The organism is Streptomyces sp. DSM 118878 (genome assembly GCF_052936595.1).
In genome coordinates this window covers 5,665,210-5,685,941 of record NZ_CP193622.1, presented here as the reverse complement: position 1 = coordinate 5,685,941, position 20,732 = coordinate 5,665,210, and the positions used below count along the sequence as shown (strand labels likewise).

Sequence of the window (20,732 nt, the reverse complement as noted above, 5' to 3'; positions counted from 1 at the left end):
CTCATGGCGCGGTGCCGGAGCGTGCGTGGGCCGAGGCCAGGGTCAGGGTTCTCGCCGCGTGGGCCAGCAGGACGAGGGCGGCGGCACCGCACGCGGCGGCCGGTACGACGCCGGGGCCCCAGGAGTCGACGGCGGCGGTGACGGGCGCGGCCAGGGCGTCGCAGCCGGGCAGGCGGCCCGCGAACACCAGGGCGAGCGCGGTGACTTCGCAGGCGCCCACCGCCGCGAGGAGCAGGGCGGGGGCGCGGTGGAAGCCGTGCGCGGCGAGCAGTCGCGCGAGGAACAGCAACGCGCCGAGCGCCCCGGCCCCGACGAGCCCCGCACGGGCTCCGCCGAGCACCGCCCAGGCCGCCGCGAGCAGCCCGGCGAGCGCGCCGAGGAACAGCGTGACCACGCCGAACAGCAACGGGCGTACGGCGGAGGCGAACTCGTCGAGGCCGCGGCTGGCGCGGAGCCGCCGTCCGGCCCGTACGGCGAAGAGCCGGGCGCACCAGGCCGCGGGCGCGACGGCGCACGTCAGGGCGAGGACCGGCGCGACGGCGGGCGGCTCCCAGAGATCACTGGGCCCGTCGGGGCCGCCGGCGACCGCGCCGCTCAGCAGGGCGTCGCCGAGCAGCCCGTACGCGACGAGCCAGCACGTCCACGCGCGCGTGGACGTGGGAAACCAACGCGCCCACGCGCGCGTGGCGGATGTCCGGCGAGTGGTGACGCGCAGCGGTCCGCGCCGCAGGGCGCACCACAGCGCCAGGGCCACGGCGAGCGCGCCGCCGAGCACCACCGCGAGCCGGGCGGCGCCCTCGCCCACCCGCGGCGCGGCCACCGTCGCCGCGCAGGCCGCGCTACCGGGCAGCAGTGCGAGAAGGGCCCATCCGCGCGCCGCTTCCGGCCCATGGCGTACGTCGGCTCCGGCGCCGGAAGGGGCGACTGCTGTGTCGTCGTCGCGGGGCACGCGCGCGTACATCTCCTCGGCCAGCGAGAACACGTCCCGGTGGCGGTAGCGCGCGGCCGCCCGGTCACTCAGTCCGCGCGCCTCCAGGCCGGCCGCGATCTCCAGCGGGTCGATGGCGCGTGCGCACAGCTCGTGGTGCTGGTGCATCAGCGCCTTCACGGGGTCGGCGGCACCGCGGCGCGAGGCCTTGCCGGGACTTCCGGCGCACCGCCCGGCCGTGGCCGTGGCCGTGGCCCCCGGCGGACGGCTCGCCTCCGGACGGGCCGCCGGGGCCCGCGGTGCGTCGTCCACCGCCCCGCCCGTACTTTCTGGGCCCGTCATACGGTCGCCCCCTTCAACTGCTCGCGCTCGTCGTCCTCCCGCTCGGCCCAGCTGGGCACCCCGGCCGGCTCCGGAACGGGCGCCGAGCCCGCCCAGCGGCCCGGCACGTGGGCCTCCGCCGGGTTGGCGAAGGGCACCGGCTCGCCCGTCTCGTCCACGGCGTCACGGCGCACCGGGCAGTGCGAGACGATCTCCAGGTAAATGCCGCGAAATGCCGCGACGTTCTGCTCGACGGTGAAGAGTTCGAGGGCGCGCGCCCGCGCCGCCGCGCCCAGGCGTTCGCGACGCGCGGGGTCGCGCAGGAGCGCCACGCACGCCTCCGCGAGCGCCCGCGGGTTGCGCGGGGGTACGACGAGTCCCGTACCGCCGATGACCTCCACGACCGCGCCGACGTCCGTGGAGACGGTCGCGCGCCCGCAGAACATGGCCTCGACCAGGCTGATCGGGAAGCCCTCGACGACGCTGGAGAGCACCACCACGCCGCCCGCGGCGTACGCGTCGGCGAGGTCGGGCAGCTCGGGTCCGCCGAGCTCCTCGAAGGAGACGGGGTTGTCGCCGACGGCGTGCGCGCCGTCGGCCTCGTCGGGGAAGAGCTGCGCGGCCAGCGCCCGGCACTGCGCGAGGTACTCCTCGGCCTCGTGGCCCTCGGCGGGCGCCCCGACGATCCGCAGGCGCGTCCCGGGCTCCGCCCCGCGGACCTCGGCGAAGGCGTGGAGCAGCGAGATCAGGTCCTTGGCCGGTTCGACGCGGCCGACCCAGAGCAGCGTGCGGGGGTCGGCGGCACGGTCGTCGTAGCCCCGCTCGCCGGTCTCGGTGAAGCGGTCGGCCGCCATGCCGGGATAGACCGTGCGCAGCTTGGCCCGGTCGGCGCCGCATCGCTCCTGCCAGCGCCGTACGTGTGTGTTGCCCGGGGTGATGAGCGCGGCCTCGCGGTACACCTCGGCGGCGAGGCGGCCGTGGAAGGAGGCGAGCAGGGCCCGCGCCGGTGCGCCCAGGTCCGTCTCGCCCGCGGCGAGGTAGTGCGCGCGCAACTGCGCGCCGTACTCGGTCACGAGGAGCGGGACTCCCGCGAAGTGCTTGGCGAGGAGACCCGGCAGCGCCGTCGGGCCGCCGGCCGTGGCGTGGCAGAGGTCGGCCGAGCCGAGCGCTTCGTCCTCGTACCAGTCGAGGGAGAGCGGTCGCAGCGCCCGCTCCATGTGCCCGGCGGCGGCGAGCAGGTCGGGCACGCGGGCGGCGCGGGCGGTCCGCAGCGCGCCGGGCGCACGGCACGCGCGCTCCAGCGTGCGCACGGCCACCTCGGAGCGCAGGGCGTCGACGAGGCCGCCCTGCGTACGGGCCAGCTCGGCGAGGCCGTACAGCGCGTTGCTGAAACGGTCCGCCACGTCGTCGGAGCCACCGGAGCCGAAGCCGACGCCCGCGCCGGAGCCGGAGCCCGCGCCAGAGCCGACGCCCGCGCCGGGGCCGATGCCCCCGCCGGAGCCCGGATCGTCGCAGTGGCACACCACGTCCACCAGCTCCGAGAAGCACTCCAGGAAGCGCCGCCGCGCCCTGCGTCCCCGCCCGCCCCGCGGGCCCGCCCCATGGAGCGCCCGGTCGTCGGCGGTCCAGAGCGGAGCCGTCCGCACCCGGACGACGTTGGGTGGCAGTTCGACGCGCCCCCGCGCCTCCTGGCGCTCGCTGCGGCTGAGCGCGTAGACGTCGAACTCATGCTGTTCGAGACCGCGTACGAGCCGGTCGGACCAGAGCGTTGCCTCACCACTCAGATACGGATAGCCACCCTCAGTAAGCAGCGCGACGCGCACGAGTGCACCCCCGATCTCCCGTTTGGGGAGCCGCCGTTGGTCCGGCGGCTCGCAGCGGGACGAACGTATGCGGTCATGGCGGTGGCGCGACGGACGGTTGTCCATCGCGCCACCAAAAGGGGTGAACGGTCGTAACTTTCTCGCGTCGGTAGCGTTCCGTCGCGCTATAGCCGCTCCACGGCCTGTTTTCGCTACGGAGAGTCAGGTTGCGGCCAGCTCCTCGCGGGCCCGGGGAGCGGCGAAAAGGGGCAGCGTCGCGAGGGTCAGCCCTTGGGGAAGGGCCAGGGGTTCGCCTTGCACTTGATGCCGTCGTGGTCGAGGAACTTGGTCTGCTGCTGCATGACGGGCGCGAGATCGCCGTTCTTGGTGCAGTCCGTGTGGTTGAAACCCAGCCGGTGGCCGACCTCGTGATTGATCAGCATCTGACGGTACGGCCAGATGGCGTCGCCATACGTCTTCGCGCCCCGCGCCCAGCGATAGGCGTTGATCATCACGCGTTCCGTCGCCGCGGAATCGCAGGAGACATTGTCCTGGGTGGTGTCGAGCCCTGACTTCGCGCACCAGGTCGCGGTCGTTCCCGGGCTCGCCAGGGTGATGACGAAATTGGGTTTCCCCGACGTGATCCGCTCGAAGGTACGAGCGCCCCCGTGGGCCCAACTCCGCTCGTCGTTCAGGGTCTTCTGCACGGCGTCGGCGAAGAGCGAACCGTCGAGACCGAGCCCCTTCTCCACGTCGACGCGGTACCGGTACCGCTGCCCCTTTCCGGGGGCCTTCTGGAATCCGGGCGCGACCTCGAAGTCGCCGGACGCCTTCATCTTCGCGTCCAGCGGGTACTTCTCGTCCATTTTCTGCTGGTACGTCACCGGGGGCGCCTCCGGCGCCTTGGCCGGCTTCCTCCGCTCGTCCGAACGGGACGCGGGATCGTCGGTGTCACGGTCACCGCCGCCCTTGGCTGCCCGGGGCCGGTTGTCGGCACCGTCCCCGCCGCCGGCGACCTGGCCGGCCACGACGACCGCGAGCACGGTGGTCACCGTGGCGGCCGCGAAGCCCGCGTAGGCGCGGCGGCTCCGCCGGCCCTTCCCGCCGTTCCCGCCCTTCCGGCCCTTCCCGCCGTTCCCGTCGCTGCCGTCGCCGAGATCGCCGTCAGCGGCGAAGAACGCGTCGGACTCGGGCCGCGGCTCGACGTCGTCCCACGCCGTGACGGAGGCGTACGGGTCGCGGGGCGGCGGCGGCCCGAGAGGCCCCCGCGTCCGCGCGTCTCCCTCGGAGAAGGCGGCCACGTAGTCCTGGCGGGGGCCCTGCCCGCGGCGTCCCGGCCCGGCGGGCGGCGGCGCTTGAGCGGGCCCCTTGCGCGACTGGGCGCCGATACCGCCGACCTCACCCCAGCCGCCACCGGTCTCCCGCTGCTCGGGGTGCCCACCGCGGGCCTGCGGCACGCCGTGCGGAGGCGTGCCGTACGAAGAGGCGGGGGTGCCGTGCGCCGGCGTCTCCTCCCCCGCCTGCGCGCGTCTGCGGCGGCCCGGGCCAGGACCCGCCTGCGGGCCCACGCGCTGCGACGGTGGCGCATCAGGGGTGCTCGTGTTGTCAGTCGTGTCTGCCGGACCCCGGCGGCTGTGCCGTCCCACGTGCCGCCTCAGCTCCTTGATTCCGTGCGCGAGGATTCCGTGCGGGAGGATTCCGTGCGCGGGCCGCTCTGCCCAGCAGTGTCGTTGGCGTCGTTGGTGTCGTCGACGTTGGTGGCGTGAGCGTCGTTGGTGTCGGCCAGCAGTTCGCGGAAGGCCGTGGCCACCGTCTGCGGATCCTCCATCATCGCCACGTGGCCCGCGTCCGGCAGCGTGAGCAGCCGCGAGTCGCGGAAGGCGGCCGCCGCCCTGCGTGCCATCCGGTACGAGACGAGCAGGTCGCGCCCTCCGTAGACGAGCAGGGTCGGTGCGAGCACCCGCTCGGCCTGCCGCCACAGTCCGTGCTGGCCGCCCAGCGTGTACGCGTTGACGATGCCGCGCGCCGAACGGGTCATCGCGTCCCAAAAATAGGGGAGCTGAAGCCTGCGCTCCATCTCCCGCACCGCCGCGTCGAAACCTTCCTGCGTCACCTTGCCCGGATCGCCGTAACAGAGCCCCATCACGCCGCGCACCCGCTGCTCGGCCGTCCACTCCCGGGTGAGCCGCGTGAAGAGCGCCGCGACGCCCGGCACCGCGAGCAGCCCGGTGGGCACCGCCGAGCGCTGCACGCGCAGCTCCGGAAGCGCGGGCGAGACGAGCGTCAGCGTACGGACGAGGTCGGGGCGGACCGCGGCGACGCGGGTGGTGATGGAGCCGCCCAGGGAGTTCCCGACGAGGTGGACGGGACCGCGCGAGCGGGCGTCGAGATAGCGGATGACCGCGCGCGCGTGCCCGGTGACGGAGTAGTCGCCGTCGTCCGGTGGCGGCGAGTCCCCGAATCCCGGCAGGTCGATCGCCTCGCAGTCGACCACGTCCTCCAGGAGCGGCATCAGGGCCGACCAGTTCTGCGAGGAACCACCGAGTCCGTGCACGTACAGCGCGGGTTCGAGACCGGGACGGACCGAGGGCCGGGAACGCACCGTGAGCGAGAGCCCGGGAAGACCGACGGAGTCGAGCCGCTCACCGTCCGCGACCGCCACGGTGCCCGGCTTGGGCGACGCCGTGGTGGCCAGCAGATTCGGCAGATCGGTCGAAGACATGCGGCAATGTTACGAGACGATCACGCGGTAGTTCACGTGTTCGCTGTCACAGATTGCGCATGGACCGCGTAGCGCCCCACCCGGGTTGCTCCTACGCTCAGAGAAAGCGGGCGAAAGGCTCATGCGAAGCGGGCGAGGAGGGCACTCGCACCACGAAAGGGCCAACAAGCACCGCAAGGGAAGAGAGCCACAGATGAGTGTCGACCCGACCGATCCCGAGACCTTCGAGACGGAAGAGAGCACCCCCGCCGAGGCCGCCGTGGAGGCGCCCGAGGCGGACACCGCCGAACAGCACACCGACCTGGCGCCGACCTCGGACGACTCCCTGACGGACGTGGACCCGAGCACGGCCAACGAGGCCGACGTCGCCGAACAGGCCCGCGTCGTCACCATCGACGAGGACGACTACCGCTGAGGCAGGCCTGACCGTATTTGCCCCGCTGTATACAGATTCAGTGGCCATCCGGTCCGTGAAATTCTGCGCCCGCACCGCACACATCACAGTTACCGAAAAGTACGATGGCGACGCGGCGCTCACCGCACATGGACGATTTGGGAGGCGGCGTGACAGCCATCGAGCAGACAGAGGCGGCCCGTCCACGGGGCACCCGCCTGCCGCGACGGGCCAGGCGCAACCAGCTTCTCGGCGCGGCGCAGGAAGTTTTCGTCGCACAGGGTTACCACGCGGCCGCGATGGACGACATCGCCGAGCGCGCCGGAGTCAGCAAGCCGGTGCTCTACCAGCACTTCCCGGGCAAGCTCGACCTCTACCTCGCCCTGCTCGACCAGCACTGCGAGTCACTTCTCCAGTCGGTGCGCACGGCCCTGGCGTCCACCACGGACAACAAGCTGCGCGTCGCCGCCACCATGGACGCCTACTTCGCGTACGTGGAGGACGAGGGCGGCGCCTTCCGTCTGGTCTTCGAGTCGGACCTGACGAACGAGGCCGCGGTGCGCCAGCGCGTCGACCGCGTGACCCTCCAGTGCGCCGAGGCGATCTGCGAGGTCATCGCCGAGGACACCGGCCTGCCCCGGGACGAGGCGATGCTCCTCGCCGTGGGCCTCGGCGGATACTCCCAGGTGGTCGCGCGGTACTGGCTGGCCAGCCGCAGCACGGTCCCCCGCGCCAAGGCGGTGGAACTGCTCACCTCGCTCGCCTGGCGCGGCATCGCGGGCTTCCCGCTGCACGGCACCGAGGGCCACTGACCTCCCGCCTGTTTTGTTCCCGTTCCGTGTTCGCTACCGGCGTTCACGACGGCGTCCGTACCCGTCCCCGCACCGGGCTAATGTGTGCTGGGTACGGCGCGGACGGCCGCGCACAGTCTGACCGTCGGAGGGACAAAGCCGTGGAGGTCAAGATCGGCGTGCAGTACGCGCCCCGCGAGATCGTGCTGGAGAGCGGCCAGAGCGCCGAGGAAATCGAGCACGCGGTGTCCGAGGCGCTGACCGGCAAGTCGCCGCTGCTGAGCCTCGTGGACGACCACGGCCGCAAGGTCCTGGTTCCGGCCGACCGCCTCGCGTACGTCGAGCTCGGTGAGCCGACCGCACGCAAGGTGGGTTTCAGCGCCCTGTAGTACCGCGCCCTCAAGGACGCAACGCACAAGTACGGCCCGGTGACAACAACCACCGGGCCGTACTTGTGCGTTGCGGTACGAGCTGACGGCGGTACGAGGCGACAGCCGTACGAGATGACAGTCGTACGGGATGAAGTGGTGGACGCCCGATCATGGAGGGTTGTTTTCCGACCGCCCGGGGTAGACCGGCTAGGACCGATTTGCACCTGGCCGCGAGGGAGGGCACCTCCGTGATTCTGGAAGCACTTGGCTCCACCTTGCTGGGCCTCGCCCTGGCGCTGGCCACGGCACACCGACTGGGCCACCGGCTGCCCGCGCGCAGCCTCGTCCTGGCGACGGGCCCGGTGGGCGCTCTCGTCGGCGCCTTCATCACCCACATGGCGCTCGGTCCCGGCCACGTCGTCGCGACGCTCCTGGGAGCGGTCGCCGTATCGGTGGCCCTGCTCTCGCTGCTGCTCCGCCCCACCGGCGGCAGACTGCGCCGCTCGGCGACGGCCTGATCGCCGCCAGACCGGGCGGTGCGCCGCCGCCACATGCCCGCGGCGGCGCGTCCGGCGGCTAGGCCGCCAGGCCCAGCGCCGCCATCCGCTTCGTGTGCGCCTCGGTGATGCGCGAGAACATGCGGCCGACCTCGGCGAGGTCGAAGCCGTCGGCCACGCCGCCGACCAGCATCGTCGACAGGGCGTCCCGGTCGGCGACGACCCGCTGCGACTGCGAGAGTGCCTCGCCCATCAGACGGCGCGCCCAGAGCGCCAGCCGCCCGCCGAGGCGCGGATCCGCGTCGATCGCGGCCCGCACCTTCTCCACGGCGAAGCTCGCGTGGCCGGTGTCGTCGAGGACGGCGAGGACGAGTTCACGCGTATCGGCGTCGAGCCGTGCCGCCACCTCGCGGTAGAAGTCACTGGCGATCGAGTCACCCACGTACGCCTTGACCAGGCCCTCCAGCCAGTCCGAAGGCGCCGTCTGGCGGTGGAAGCCGTCGAGCGCGGCGACGAAGGGCTCCATGGCCTCCGTCGGCTCCGCGCCGATCTCCGAGAGCCGGTTCCGCAACTGCTCGAAGTGGTGGAACTCCGCCGACGCCATCTTCGCCAGCTCCGCCTTGTCGCCGAGCGTCGGCGCGAGCTTCGCGTCCTCCGCGAGCCGCTCGAACGCCGCGAGCTCTCCGTAGGCGAGCGCGCCGAGCAGATCCACGACCGCGGCGCGGTAGTGCGGCTCGGCGGAGGCTTTCGTCCAGTCCTGGGCGGCTACCCCGGTGGGTTCGGCGGCGGATTCAGCGGCGGTGTCAGGCGTCTCCATGATGCGCACAATAGCCCGCTTGCGGTACCTCGTAAGGACCTGGCCAGCGACTGCGACCGCGAGCATGCGCCGACCGCGACCGCGAACATGCGCCAACTGTGACCGTGACCATGTGACGAATTCGCCGGACACGCATGCGAGATTCCGGGGTACAGTGGTAATGCGCCCGCTGGAGACTCGGCGGGCCTACGAATGAGGATGCCCGGTCGGTGGCCCGATCGGCTCCGACCCGACAGCCCTCCGGGCGGTCCGCGCGGATGCGGACGGCATGAGGAGGGAACCTCAGCGGTAAGAGCGCTCGAGCGCCGGCAGTGGTCCCGCGCCCCCGGCCCGCCCGACAAGCGGCCCCGGCGGTAGTGGCACGGTCACGACCCCCAGCGTTCGCCTCACGCCGCGTCTCACAGAAGAGGCATAGCCCTGACTACGACTTTCCGAGATCTCGGGATTCTTCCCGAGACGGCCGAGGCGCTGGAAGCCGTCGGCATCATCAGTCCCTTTCCCATCCAGGAGATGACCCTCCCCGTCGCCCTCTCGGGCTCGGACGTCATCGGCCAGGCCAAGACCGGCACCGGCAAGACGCTCGGCTTCGGGCTCCCGCTCCTCGAGCGCGTGATCGTCCCCGCCGACGTCGAGGCCGGCCGCGCCACGCCCGAGCAGCTCACCGAGGCGCCGCAGGCCCTCATCGTCGTCCCCACCCGCGAGCTCTGCCAGCAGGTGACGAACGACCTGCTGACCGCGGGCAAGGCGCGCAACGTCCGCGTCCTCGCCATATACGGCGGCCGTGCGTACGAGCCGCAGGTCGAGGCCCTCAAGAAGGGCATCGACATCGTCGTCGGCACGCCGGGTCGTCTCCTCGACCTCGCAGGCCAGCGCAAGCTCGACCTCAAGCAGATCAAGTGCCTGGTCCTCGACGAGGCCGACGAGATGCTCGACCTGGGCTTCCTGCCCGACGTCGAGAAGATCATCAACATGCTTCCGGCGAAGCGCCAGACGATGCTGTTCTCGGCGACCATGCCGGGCGCCGTCATCGGCCTCGCCCGTCGCTACATGTCGCAGCCCACGCACATCCGCGCCACCGCGCCGGACGACGAGGGCCAGACCGTCGCGAACACGAAGCAGCACGTGTACCGCGCGCACAACATGGACAAGCCCGAGATGGTCTCGCGCATCCTCCAGGCCGAGGGCCGCGGACTAGCGATGATCTTCTGCCGTACGAAGCGGACCGCCGCGGACATCGCCGAGCAGCTCGAGAAGCGTGGCTTCGCCTCGGGCGCCGTCCACGGCGACCTCGGCCAGGGCGCGCGTGAGCAGGCGCTGCGGGCGTTCCGCAACGGCAAGGTGGACGTGCTGGTCTGCACGGACGTCGCCGCGCGCGGCATCGACGTCGGTGGCGTCACGCACGTCATCAACTACCAGTCCCCCGAGGACGAGAAGACCTACCTGCACCGCATCGGCCGCACCGGCCGCGCGGGCGCCAAGGGCATCGCGATCACGCTGGTCGACTGGGACGACATCCCGCGCTGGCAGCTGATCAACAAGGCGCTCGACCTGGGCCTCAGCGACCCGGTCGAGACCTACTCCAGCTCCCCTCACCTCTACGAGGAGCTGAACATCCCGGTGGGCACCAAGGGTGTCCTGCCGCGCGTCGAGCGGACCCGTGCGGGTCTGCGCGCCGAGGAGATCGAAGACCTCGGCGAGACGGGTGGACGTGGCCGGGGCAGCGGCCGGAGCAAGGACCGCGGCCGTCCGGCCGCGGCAGCCGCCCCGGCCCCCGAGCAGGAGCGTCCCGCGCGTACGCCGCGGCGCCGCCGCCGCACCCGGGCCGGCAGCCCGCTGGACACCCCGGCGGTGCCGGTGACCACGGAGGCCCCCCGAGCGGCGGCTCCCGCGGCGCCCACCGCCACGGAGCCGTCGGAGCCGCGCACCCCGCGGCGGCGTCGCCGGACGCGTGGGGCCGGCGGTGCGGAGGCGGTAGCCACCGAGGCGGTCGTCGAGACCGCGGCGACGGCGGTGGCCGAGGCCCCGGTCGAGACCTCGGTCGAAGCCCCGGCCGAAGCCCCGGTCGAGGAGAAGCCGAAGCGGCGGACCCGCAAGGCCGCCGAGCCGGTGACCGAGGCGGCCCCGGCCGAGGAGAAGCCCAAGCGGCGCACCCGCAAGGCCGCCGAGCCGGTGACCGAGGCGGCTCCCGCCGAGGAGAAGCCCAAGCGGCGCACCCGCAAGGCCGCCGAGCCCGTCGCCGAGGTGGAAGCTCCCGCCGAGGAGAAGCCCAAGCGGCGCACCCGCAAGGCCGCCGAGCCCGTCGCCGAGGTGGAAGCTCCCGCCGAGGAGAAGCCCAAGCGACGCACCCGCAAGGCCGCGGAGCCCGTGGCCGAGGCGGCTCCCGCCGAAGAGAAGCCCAAGCGACGCACCCGCAAGGCCGCGGAACCGGTGACCGAAGCGGAAGCTCCCGCCGAAGAGAAGCCGAAGCGACGCACCCGCAAGGCTGCCGAACCCGTCGCCGAGGCGGCCACGGCCGAAGAGAAGCCCAAGCGGAGGACCCGCAAGGCCGCGGAACCCGTCGCCGAGGCGGAGATTCCGGCGCAGTCGTCGGAGGAGCCGAAGCCGCGTCGCCGTACGCGGAAGGTGGCTGCCGCTCCGGAGCCGACGCCCGAGGCCGAGGCTACTGTCGCGGCCCCGCGTCGCCGTACGCGCAAGAAGGCAGAGCCCGTGGAGACCCCGGAGAGCTGATCTCCCCCTCCGCATCGTGAAGGCCCGCATCCACCCGGATGCGGGCCTTCCGCGTGCCCGGCGGATCCTCATCCCGCTCCCCCCCCGAGGCAGGCAGAGCCCCATGCGCCCAAGGCCCAGGGGCCGGCATTAGCCTCGGTGCCATGAGCCGTCCGCCCACCTTCACCCCGCCGCCCTGCGCGGCAGCCCGCACGCTCCACACCCCCCGCGGCGCCTTCGCCACCCTGGACGCCGTGCCCGCGGCGGGCTCCGAGGTACGCGGGACCGTTCTGCTGCTCCCCGGCTTCACCGGCAGCAAGGAGGACTTCATCGCCCTCCTGGAGCCCCTGACCGCCGCGGGCTACCGCGCCGTCACCGTGGACGGCCGCGGCCAGTACGAGACCGCGGGCCCCGCCGACGTAGCGGCGTACGCGCAGCACGAGCTGGCCCGCGACGTCCTCGCCCAGGCGGCGGCCCTGGACGCCCCGGCCCGGCCGCACCTCCTGGGCCACTCCCTGGGCGGCCAGATCGCCCGCGCGGCCGTGCTCCTCGCCCCGGAGACCTTCGCCTCGCTCACGCTGATGTCCTCGGGCCCCGCGGCGGTCGTCCCGGCCCAGCAGGCCCGCGCCAAGATGCTGGCGGACGCCCTCGCGGTGCTGTCGATGGAGGAGGTCTGGCAGGCGATGCGGGCCATGGAACCGCCGCCCCCGCAGGACGCCGACACCGGCGGCACCACGGCCGAGGGCGCGGACGACAGCGAGGCCCTGCGCGCCCGCTGGCTGCGGCACAACCCCGCCCAGCTCATCGCCACCGGCGGGCAGCTCGCCAGGGAGCCGGACCGCGTGGCGGAACTCGCCGCCGCGCCGCTGCCCAAGCACGTGGTCTCGGGCGAACGCGACGACACCTGGCCCCTACCGCTCCTGGACGACATGGCGGCCCGCCTGAGCGCACACCGCACGGTGATCAGGGGCGCCGAGCACTCCCCCAACACGGACCGCCCGCACGAGACGGCCGCGGCACTGACCGCCTTCTGGAACGGCTTGCCGTAGAGAGCCACGGGAGGGGGAGCCACCGAAGGGGGAACCACGGAAGGAGGGAGCCAGCCTCAGTACAGCGTCTGCAAGTGCTCCCAGAACCCGTCCCGCAACGACCTCCGCAGATCGGACTGCCCCCGAAGCGAATACTGCAGCAGCCGCTCCGCCTCCACGAGCAGTTCCTGGTCCACGGAGCCGGGCAGGTACGGGTGGCCCGGCAGCAGCCCGACCAGCGCGTCGCGCCCCCGCGCGGCAAGCCACTTCGCGGCGATCTGCGCGCCGACGAAACGGACGTCCTCGCGGGAGGGCCGCTGCGCGGTGGGCCCGGGCTCGTACGACGTGACGACGCGCCGGCTCACGTACGGCTTGAAGAAGTCGAGGTCGAACGTCCGCTGGCTGTCGACCTCCCACAGCAGCGGCTCGGCCTGGTTGCGCCCCTCGGGTGCCTCGATGCCCCAGAGGTGGACGCGCGCGCCGTACCCCTGCGCGGCCTCGACCGCCGAGACCAGGTCCTCGTCGCCGCCGATGAGCGCGGCGTCGCTGATGGCACGGTGTCTGGCCAGTGACTCCAGGTCACTGCGGATGAGGGAGTCGACGCCCTTCTGCTGGTTGTTGGCGTTGAGGTTGCCGAGCCTGACCTTGACGTCGGGGAGCTCCGCGATCGACTGCTGTTCGGTGGTGTGGATGCGACGCCTGGCCCCGTCGTACCAGTAGACCCGCAACAGCCTGCTGTCGGCGAAGATCGTGCGGGCCTTGTCGATGAGCGCCTCGATGAGCCCCTCGGCGTCGAGGTCGAAGGCCCGCCGGTCCTCCGTACCGGTGGCGAGCCGGCCCGTGGCCGCGTACAGATACCCGGCGTCGACGAAGATCGCGTGCGTGGACGGGGTCTTCGCCACCTCGGCGAGCATGCGCTCAAGCAGTCCGTTGGTGCGCTCCAGCTGAGCGCTGATGTCAGCGGCGCTGTGGCGGTAGTCGGCTGCGTTGTGGTCGGCGTCGTTCATAGAAGGCCCAGTCTCCCGCTGGTCACACAGCGAACACAACCGGTGCCGCTACTCGCAGGTAATTAGGTACTCGAAAAATTTCCTTAGCGTAGGGAATGTTTGCAGGGGGCAACTCGTTTTACCCATCAGGAACGCGGGGCACAGTAGCTCCGCAACCCACACTTAACGGACAGGCAATGGCCTGGCCATCTCTAGTAGTTCTCCTTCAGGAGGATGACCAGACGAAGGGAGAAGCCCATGCGCTTCGAAATCATGCGACTCGACGACGTCGACGGTAACGCCGTGGACAGCACCGTCGTAGACGCCGCCTCCGTCAACCGGATCGTGCAGCAGGCCGCAGCAGTCGGCCAGCGCATATACATCCGGCCGGCCGAATCCTCGGCCTCGTAACGCAGACGACGCAGCAGACGACGAAGGGCCCCGTACGAAACCGTACGGGGCCCTTCCTGCGTCCACGGCATTCGGGCATCCATGGCGTTCGCGCATCCATGGCCTTCGCGCCCAGGCGGCCGTCTCAGCCGCCGTTGATCACCTGCGTGACGCCGTTGATGATCTGCTGCACTGCGATGGCGGAGAGCATCATGCCGGCGAGCCGCGTCACGAGGACGACGCCGCCGTCCTTGATGACCCGGATGATCAGCAGCGAGTACCGCATCACCAGCCAGAGCACCACGTGCATCGCCACGATCGCCGACCAGACGGAGACCTGCGTGCCGATGCTGTCGGCGTCCTGGACGGCCAGGATGACCGACACGATGGCGCCGGGACCGGCGAGCAGCGGCATGCCGAGCGGGACGAGGGCGACGTTGACGTCCTTGGTCTGCTTCGGCTCGTCCGTCTTGCCGGTGAGCAGGTCGAGCGCGATGAGCAGCAGCAGGAGACCGCCCGCGATCATCAGCGCGGGGACGGAGACGTGCAGGTAGTCCAGGATCTGGTGGCCCACGAGGCCGAACACCGAGATCACGCCGAAGGCGACGCAGACGGCCTGGAAGGCCATCCGCTGCTGCACCTTGGCGGGCCGTCCCGAGGTCAGGCCGAGGAAGATCGGGGTGATTCCCGGCGGGTCCATGATCACGAACAGGGTGAGGAAGAGGGAGCCGAATACGGCGACGTCGAACACAGTGATGCCTTGCAGAGAGTCGTAGCAGGTCGTACGGAGGGGCCGCGCCGACCGGCGCCGGGCGCGGGGCACGGTGGCCGCCGCCGCGGGAACAGTGGGACGCGGAGAGAAGGTGAGGGGGGAGAGAGGGAGAGCGGTCTTACGCGGCCGGGCTTCCGCCCGCGCCCGGGACGGGGAAGGCGCCCGTGGCCCGGCGGGTGATCTCGCCGTAGACCTCGGGGTCGGTGGTGAACTCCCCGAGCACGCACGTCTTGCGGCTGCCGTGGTAGTCGCTGGAGCCGGTGGCCAGCAGGCCGAGGTCCGCCGCGAGGCCGCGCAGACCGGCCCTGGTCTCGGGAGCGTGGTCCATGTGGTCGGTCTCGATGCCGTCGAGACCCGCCGCCGCCAGCTCGGCGATGGCGGCCTCGGGCACGACCTGGCCGCGCTTGACTGCGGCGGGGTGCGCGAAGACGGTGACACCGCCGGCCGCCTTGACCAGGCGGATGGCGTCGAAGGGGTCGAGCTCGTGCTTGTCGGCGTAGGCACGGCCACCATCGGCGAGCCACTGCGGGGTGAAGGCGTCCGAGACGGTCGGCACGACGCCCAGTTCGACGAGGGCCTCGGCTATGTGCGGGCGGCCGACCGAGCCGTCCCCCGCGATGCGCGCCACCTGCTCCCAGGTCACGTCCACGCCCAGCTCACGGAGCTTGCCGATCATCGTCTTGGCGCGCGGCACGCGGTCGTCGCGGACCAGCTCGCGCTCGCGGGCGAGCTCCGGCTCCTCGGGGTCGAAGAGGTACGCCAGCATGTGCAGGCCCACGCCGTCGAGACGGCAGGAGAGTTCCGCGCCGGTGACGAGGCTCAGCCGCGCCGGCCCCGGCAGCTCGCGCACGGCGGCGATCGCCTCCGCGTAGCCCCGCGTGGTGTCGTGGTCGGTCAGCGCGACGACGTCGAGACCCGCGGCGGCGGCGTTGCGCACCAGCTCGGCGGGGGTGTCCGTGCCGTCCGACGCGGTGGAGTGAGTGTGCAGATCGATGCGCACGATGCTGACTCCAGGCTCTGACGGGGCGGACGGCGGGGACGCTCAAGGATAACGGGACGCGAACACTCCCCCGCCCGCCCCCGCCGAGGCGTCCCTCACGGCGGTCCCAGCACCTTCCGGCGCCGCAAGCGCAAGCCCCCCAGGCACCGCAAGCACCCCAGGCACCGCGAAGCCCTCCCGCCGTCTCAAGTCCTGTGCCGTCAAGGCATGAGCAGACGCGGTGACAGTGCCCCGCAGGGCAGGAGGTCCACCTCGGCGCCCGCGTCCCGCAGATCCGTGAGGACCAGCTCGTCGTACATCAGGAGTCCCGACTGCTCGGGCCAGGCGATGGCCCACAGCCACAGGCCGCGCGCCTCGCCCGCGAAGACGGCGCGGTCGTCCGGCGTCCCCGACACGTGCCACAGCGCCGTGGGGCGCCCCGCGGCGAGCACCTTGGCCTGCGGCGGTTTGTCGACGTTCATATAGGGCCCGGGATCGGGTCCATCGACGCCCGCGTACCGCGCGCCGAGGCCGACGCCCAGTTCCTCGGCGACGAGCACCAGCTCACCGACGCCACCGAGCGGGGCGGGTCCCGAGCAGGCCACCGCGGTCGCCCTGCCGCCGCCCCTGTCATCTCCCGCGCAGGCCACGCCCGTGAACAGCCAGCCGACCGGCAACGGCCACGGCATCCACACCGGGACCTGGGTCCGGTGCACCACGACCTGGACCGCCTCCACGCTGGGTGGGATCACGGGCTGGACCGGATGCACGGTGCCGTGCGCATCGCACTGCCAGGAGTCGGCAAAGAGACCGGGAGCCCTGACCCGGCCACCACACTTCGGGCAACTGGGTTCGCCCCTCATGTTGCTCAACGGTCCTCCCCGGTCGTCGCCCCGTCAAGGACGATCACCCGTCCGGTGGCCCTGTCACCGGGGAAAACTAGGTGTAGCTTGCACTCATTAGCCTTGCTAACTTAATATGTGTATACGTCAACGATATTTATCGACCGTATCGACCGTATCGACCGCTGTGGAAGCAGCGAAGGAGCGGCTGTATGAACAGCAGCACAGGGGGTCCCGCGGAAGGGGACCCGTTCGACGTCGGGGCGGGCAGCATCCTGCGCCAGCCGAAGGCCGTGTGGGCCACGGCCGGCGCGTCCGTCGTCGCCTTCATGGGCATCGGGCTCGTCGACCCGATCCTGCCCTCCATCGCCGAGGGCCTGGACGCGAGCGCGAGCCAGGTCTCCCTCCTGTTCACCTCGTACTTCCTGATCACCGCCATCGCGATGCTGGTGACCGGCTTCGTCTCCAGCCGCATCGGCGGCAAGAAGACCCTGCTCCTCGGCCTCGCACTCGTCGTGGTCTTCGCCGCCCTCTCCGGAACCTCCGGCTCGGTGGGCGAACTCGTCGGGTTCCGGGCCGGCTGGGGGCTCGGCAACGCGCTCTTCGTCTCGACCGCCCTCGCCGTCATCGTCGGCGCGGCGGCGGGCGGCAGCGCCGCCGCGATCCTGCTGTACGAGTCCGCGCTCGGGCTCGGCATGGCCTGCGGGCCGCTGGTCGGCGCGCTGCTCGGCGACGCGAGCTGGCGCTACCCGTTCTTCGGCACCGCCGCGCTGATGGCGATCGGCTTCCTCTGCATCACGGCGTTCCTCAAGGAACAGCCGCGGCCCGCGAGGAAGACCTCGCTGCTCGACCCGATCAAGGCGCTCGGCCACGGCGGACTGGCCTCCGCGGCGGCATCGGCGTTCTTCTACAACTACACGTTCTTCACGGTGCTGGCCTTCACGCCGTTCGTGCTGAACATGACCCCGTACAAGTCAGGCGCGGTCTTCTTCGCCTGGGGCCTGCTGCTCGCGGTCTTCTCCGTGCTGGTCGCGCCGCGCCTCCAGAAGCGGTTCGGGTCGCTGAAGGTGCTCGGCGGTTCACTGGTGCTGCTCGCCGTGGACGTACTCGTGCTCGGCTACGGCGATCACACCACGGCCATCGTCTGCACGATCCTGTCCGGCGCGTTCATCGGCGTGAACAACACCGTCTACACCGAGCTCGCCCTCGGCGTCTCGGACGCGCCCCGCCCCGTGGCGAGCGCCGGCTACAACTTCGTGCGCTGGTTCGCGGCGGCCGCCGCGCCGTTCTTCGCGCCGAAGATCGAGGAGTGGAGCGACATCCACATCCCGTTCGTGGTCGCGGCCGTCACGGCGGTGCTCGGCGCGGGCGTGGTCTGGGTGCGCCGCGACTCGCTCACCGGCGAGGCCGAGGAACTGGAGCCGAAGCACGCCACCGAGGACGGCGTCGGCGTCTTCGCCAACTGACCCGTCCGACTGGTCCGTCCGACTGACCCGTCCGACTGGTCCGTCCAACTGGCCCGTCCGACTGGCCCGTCCAACTGTTCCGTCCCCCAGGGGACTTCAGTCCAGCGGCACGGACTTGCGCAGCGGATCGCGCAGGTCCGTTCCGCTGTTCAGCCAGCGCTCCCGCAGGGCCGCCGCACCGTGCACCCGCTTCCACGCCGCCTCGTTCGCCGTCATGGGCAGCAGCGGCAGGAACCGTACGGGCTCCATGGGTTCGTCGAGGTCCAGGTCCTCCACCAGACCCCCCGGCTCCGCGACGAGCACCGAGGTGAACGGCGCGCCCGGCCACAGCGGTTCCCCCACGTCCAGCGAGGCGCCGGGCACCACGACGAGGCCCTCCACCTGCGGCGACGCGGCGAGCACCGCGAGCGGGCGCAGCACCTTGTCCGTGTCGGCGAGACCACCGCGTACGGAGAGCACCAGCTCGGCGCGCGGGCCCTTGACGGGGTCGGCGAGCGCGGCGGTCGGGTCGGCCATCGGCTGGGCGGACATGCCGAGCGTGGCGTATCGCACCACGTCCCCGTCCGTGAACCGCAGCACTTCGACGCGGTCGGTGCCGAGGAAGGTCACCGCGGCGCGCGCGTCGGGTTCTCCGAGGCCGGTGCGGAGACGGGCCTCGACCAGCGCAAGAACATCTGCCATGACGCGAGCATAGAACTCGTCAGTGAAGGGCAAAGCGGGGGCTTGACACTTCAGTCGGCTGATAGTGTTGGCAGCTGGCTCAGGGCAGCACGCAGAAGCGTCGCTTTCAAGCCCTGCAGACAGACACTGACTTTGCGCCACGGGCGCAGAGGGCGCATGGGACTTCCCTTACGGGGGACCGGCCGGAGGAGGTGGGGCTGCAATGGAACGAAGTCGACCGTGCAGTACCACCCGCTCTTCCGCCCGGTGATCCACGCAGCCCGGTAGCTGCGCAAGCACACTCACCACGCACCACCGCATGCACTGTTCATGCCGTGTGCGACGGAAGAGCACTTCGTTTCACCTGATCTGTCTGAGTTATCTGATCTGTGTCAGTAGCGAAGCTGCCACCGCGACGGTGCGGTGCTCCCCGCTTTGCGGACGTGCCAAACATTCTCACCGCAGGACGTCCCCATTCCGGGTAGTTCCAACCGTTGCAGGCGGCCTCCGTCGAAGGAGCCTGCCCATGTCGATGATCCGCGACCTTCGTGCCGTCGTCCGCCCCTCGCTGCGCAAGGAGGACGGCCACTACTCCTCCTCGTACGACTCCTACGACGCGACCCGCGAGGCCGCGTCGGCCGTCGTCGACTGCGCCGTCTACCGCGACGGCCGGCGCGTGGAGTCCGCCGACACCCTCACGCCGCACGAGGCGATGCTCCAGGTCCGCCGCGAGGGCGGCTTCGCCTGGATCGGCCTGCACGAGCCGACCGAGGCCGAATTCGGCGGTATCGCCGCCGAGTTCGGGCTGCACCCACTGGCCGTCGAGGACGCCGTGCACGCCCACCAGCGGCCCAAGCTGGAGCGGTACGACGACACGCTCTTCACCGTCTTCAAGACCATCCACTACGTCGACCACGCCGAGCTCACGGCCACCAGCGAGATCGTGGAGACCGGCGAGGTGATGTGCTTCACCGGACGGGATTTCTTCATCACCGTCCGGCACGGCGGCCACGGCTCGCTGCGCGCCCTGCGGCGCCGCCTCCAGGAGGACCCCGAGCTGCTCGCCAAGGGCCCCTCCTCGGTCCTGCACACCATCGCCGACCACGTCGTCGACGGCTACATCGCGGTCGCCGACGCGATGCAGGACGACATCGACGAGGTGGAGACCGAGGTGTTCTCCGCCCCGAGCAAGGGCAAGGGCTCCGCGCGCGGCGTCGACGCCGGGCGGATCTACCAGCTCAAGCGCGAGGTCCTGGAGTTCAAGCGGGCCGTCTCGCCGCTCCTGCGGCCGATGCTGCTGCTCAGTGAGCGGCCCATGCGGCTCGTCGATCCCGACATCCAGAAGTACTTCCGTGACGTCGCCGACCACCTCACGCGCGTCCAGGAGCAGGTCGTCGGCTTCGACGAGCTGCTCAACTCGATCCTCCAGGCCAACCTCGCGCAGGCCGCCGTCGCGCAGAACGAGGACATGCGCAAGATCACCTCGTGGGCGGCGATCATCGCCGTGCCGACGGCCGTCTGCGGGGTGTACGGCATGAACTTCGATCACATGCCGGAGCTGCACTGGCGGTTCGGCTACCCGATGGTCCTCGCCCTCATCGGCGCCGCCTGTTACACGATCCACCGGACCCTGAAGCGCAACGGCTGGCTCTGAGCGCCAGTCGATAGGCTGCCGCCATGACTGCTGACCCGTTGCTCGGCCGCGCCCTCGTCGAGGAGGCCACCAAGAAGTCCGGCCTCATCTGGGTGCGGGGGGAGGGATCACCCGCGCGGGCGCTGTGGCACGTCTGGCACGAGGGCGCCGCGCACCTCGTCGGCGACGGCCCCGGCGAGCAGCCGCTGCCGGGGCTCGTCGACGGGGGCTCCGCCGAAGTGACCGTACGCAGCAAGGACAAGGGCGGGCGTGTCGTCGCCTGGACGGCCGAGGTCCGCGAGCTCCCGCCCCGCTCCGAGGAGTGGGAGGCGGCTGTCGCCGAGCTGAAGGGCAAGCGGCTCAACGCGCCGGACGCGGAGCGGATGACCGAGCGGTGGGCGCAGGAGTGCAGGGTCGTGCGACTGGCGCTCAGCGGTGTCGTCCCCGGGCTGCCCGACGGGTCCCTCGCGGCTGCGCCCCTGCCCAGCGTGGCGACCACGCGGTTGCCTGCGCCGGTGGCCCTGCCGCGGCTGCTTCTCAAGCGGCGGCGGGGCTAGGTCCTCTTCGGCCGCGGGTGCGTCGTGGTCGCTCGCGCAGTTCCCCGCGCCCCTTACGGGGCGCCCCGCT

20 protein-coding genes are annotated in these 20,732 nt (G+C 71.8%); 10 read left to right on the top strand and 10 right to left on the bottom strand.

Annotated features, from left to right (window positions below):
* Window position 1: 1 nt before the first annotated feature.
* The 4 genes from ACRAKF_RS25420 to ACRAKF_RS25405 form a co-directional block, all read right to left on the bottom strand.
* Window positions 2–1,270, bottom strand: coding sequence for a hypothetical protein (locus ACRAKF_RS25420; RefSeq protein WP_447039822.1), 1,269 nt, complete (start codon window positions 1,268–1,270; stop codon window positions 2–4).
* Entirely contained in the window at window positions 1,267–3,072 is a 1,806-nt protein-coding gene (locus ACRAKF_RS25415) for a DUF3492 domain-containing protein (protein WP_447039821.1), read from the bottom strand. The genes ACRAKF_RS25420 and ACRAKF_RS25415 overlap by 4 nt, the downstream gene beginning before the upstream one ends.
* Before the next feature lie 263 nt (window positions 3,073–3,335).
* Window positions 3,336–4,619 (bottom strand): DUF3152 domain-containing protein, encoded by a 1,284-nt coding sequence (locus ACRAKF_RS25410; RefSeq protein WP_447039819.1) that lies wholly within the window; start codon window positions 4,617–4,619, stop codon window positions 3,336–3,338.
* Between the two features lie 86 nt (window positions 4,620–4,705).
* The gene (locus tag ACRAKF_RS25405) at window positions 4,706–5,773 is read right to left on the bottom strand and encodes an alpha/beta fold hydrolase (protein WP_447039817.1); all 1,068 of its coding nucleotides are present in this window, start codon (window positions 5,771–5,773) and stop codon (window positions 4,706–4,708) included.
* 193 nt (window positions 5,774–5,966) lie between these two features.
* On the opposite strand from ACRAKF_RS25405, the gene ACRAKF_RS25400 reads away from it, so the two are divergent.
* The 4 genes from ACRAKF_RS25400 (at window position 5,967) to ACRAKF_RS25385 (ending at window position 7,847) form a co-directional block, all read left to right on the top strand.
* Complete coding sequence (locus ACRAKF_RS25400) at window positions 5,967–6,188, top strand: hypothetical protein (protein ID WP_447039816.1); 222 nt, start codon at window positions 5,967–5,969, stop codon at window positions 6,186–6,188.
* Between the two features lie 149 nt (window positions 6,189–6,337).
* Complete coding sequence (locus tag ACRAKF_RS25395) at window positions 6,338–6,979, top strand: TetR/AcrR family transcriptional regulator (RefSeq protein WP_447039815.1); 642 nt, start codon at window positions 6,338–6,340, stop codon at window positions 6,977–6,979.
* Between the two features lie 140 nt (window positions 6,980–7,119).
* On the top strand, window positions 7,120–7,347 hold the full coding sequence (locus tag ACRAKF_RS25390; RefSeq protein WP_194138286.1) for a DUF3107 domain-containing protein: 228 nt from the start codon (window positions 7,120–7,122) through the stop codon (window positions 7,345–7,347).
* Window positions 7,348–7,577: 230 nt separating this feature from the next.
* Window positions 7,578–7,847, top strand: coding sequence for a hypothetical protein (locus ACRAKF_RS25385; RefSeq protein WP_447039814.1), 270 nt, complete (start codon window positions 7,578–7,580; stop codon window positions 7,845–7,847).
* Between the two features lie 58 nt (window positions 7,848–7,905).
* On the opposite strand, the gene ACRAKF_RS25380 is transcribed toward ACRAKF_RS25385, so the two are convergent.
* Window positions 7,906–8,643, bottom strand: a complete 738-nt coding sequence (locus tag ACRAKF_RS25380) for a ferritin-like fold-containing protein (RefSeq protein ID WP_447039813.1) — start codon at window positions 8,641–8,643, stop codon at window positions 7,906–7,908.
* 510 nt (window positions 8,644–9,153) lie between these two features.
* Between ACRAKF_RS25380 and ACRAKF_RS25375 the strand changes: the two genes are divergently transcribed.
* Both ACRAKF_RS25375 and ACRAKF_RS25370 read left to right on the top strand, forming a co-directional pair.
* Window positions 9,154–11,370: a DEAD/DEAH box helicase gene (locus ACRAKF_RS25375; protein ID WP_447039812.1), complete on the top strand. Its 2,217-nt coding sequence runs from the start codon at window positions 9,154–9,156 to the stop codon at window positions 11,368–11,370.
* 143 nt (window positions 11,371–11,513) lie between these two features.
* On the top strand, window positions 11,514–12,398 hold the full coding sequence (locus tag ACRAKF_RS25370) for an alpha/beta fold hydrolase (protein WP_447039811.1): 885 nt from the start codon (window positions 11,514–11,516) through the stop codon (window positions 12,396–12,398).
* 56 nt (window positions 12,399–12,454) lie between these two features.
* On the opposite strand, the gene ACRAKF_RS25365 is transcribed toward ACRAKF_RS25370, so the two are convergent.
* A complete protein-coding gene (locus ACRAKF_RS25365) occupies window positions 12,455–13,384 on the bottom strand; it encodes an NYN domain-containing protein (protein ID WP_447039809.1) in 930 nt (309 codons plus the stop codon).
* Window positions 13,385–13,621: 237 nt separating this feature from the next.
* Here ACRAKF_RS25365 and ACRAKF_RS25360 point away from each other — a divergent pair, with 237 nt between their 5' ends.
* The gene (locus tag ACRAKF_RS25360) at window positions 13,622–13,774 is read left to right on the top strand and encodes a hypothetical protein (RefSeq protein ID WP_447039807.1); all 153 of its coding nucleotides are present in this window, start codon (window positions 13,622–13,624) and stop codon (window positions 13,772–13,774) included.
* 124 nt (window positions 13,775–13,898) lie between these two features.
* Here ACRAKF_RS25360 and ACRAKF_RS25355 read toward each other — a convergent pair whose 3' ends face one another.
* The 3 genes from ACRAKF_RS25355 to ACRAKF_RS25345 all read right to left on the bottom strand — a co-directional run bounded on the left by ACRAKF_RS25355 (window position 13,899) and on the right by ACRAKF_RS25345 (window position 16,367).
* Complete coding sequence (locus tag ACRAKF_RS25355; protein ID WP_447039805.1) at window positions 13,899–14,504, bottom strand: MarC family protein; 606 nt, start codon at window positions 14,502–14,504, stop codon at window positions 13,899–13,901.
* A 139-nt stretch (window positions 14,505–14,643) separates the two neighbouring features.
* Window positions 14,644–15,525, bottom strand: a complete 882-nt coding sequence (locus ACRAKF_RS25350; protein ID WP_447039804.1) for a PHP domain-containing protein — start codon at window positions 15,523–15,525, stop codon at window positions 14,644–14,646.
* Between the two features lie 200 nt (window positions 15,526–15,725).
* Window positions 15,726–16,367: a DUF6758 family protein gene (locus ACRAKF_RS25345; RefSeq protein WP_447042160.1), complete on the bottom strand. Its 642-nt coding sequence runs from the start codon at window positions 16,365–16,367 to the stop codon at window positions 15,726–15,728.
* 191 nt (window positions 16,368–16,558) lie between these two features.
* On the opposite strand from ACRAKF_RS25345, the gene ACRAKF_RS25340 reads away from it, so the two are divergent.
* Window positions 16,559–17,812 (top strand): MFS transporter, encoded by a 1,254-nt coding sequence (locus ACRAKF_RS25340; RefSeq protein WP_447039803.1) that lies wholly within the window; start codon window positions 16,559–16,561, stop codon window positions 17,810–17,812.
* Window positions 17,813–17,908: 96 nt separating this feature from the next.
* Here the strand turns inward: ACRAKF_RS25340 and ACRAKF_RS25335 are convergent, their stop codons facing one another.
* Window positions 17,909–18,493, bottom strand: a complete 585-nt coding sequence (locus tag ACRAKF_RS25335; protein ID WP_447039801.1) for a suppressor of fused domain protein — start codon at window positions 18,491–18,493, stop codon at window positions 17,909–17,911.
* A gap of 505 nt (window positions 18,494–18,998) precedes the next feature.
* Between ACRAKF_RS25335 and ACRAKF_RS25330 the strand changes: the two genes are divergently transcribed.
* Both ACRAKF_RS25330 and ACRAKF_RS25325 read left to right on the top strand, forming a co-directional pair.
* The gene (locus ACRAKF_RS25330; protein WP_447039800.1) at window positions 18,999–20,126 is read left to right on the top strand and encodes a magnesium and cobalt transport protein CorA; all 1,128 of its coding nucleotides are present in this window, start codon (window positions 18,999–19,001) and stop codon (window positions 20,124–20,126) included.
* Window positions 20,127–20,149: 23 nt separating this feature from the next.
* Entirely contained in the window at window positions 20,150–20,662 is a 513-nt protein-coding gene (locus tag ACRAKF_RS25325) for a hypothetical protein (RefSeq protein WP_447039799.1), read from the top strand.
* Window positions 20,663–20,732: the final 70 nt, after the last annotated feature.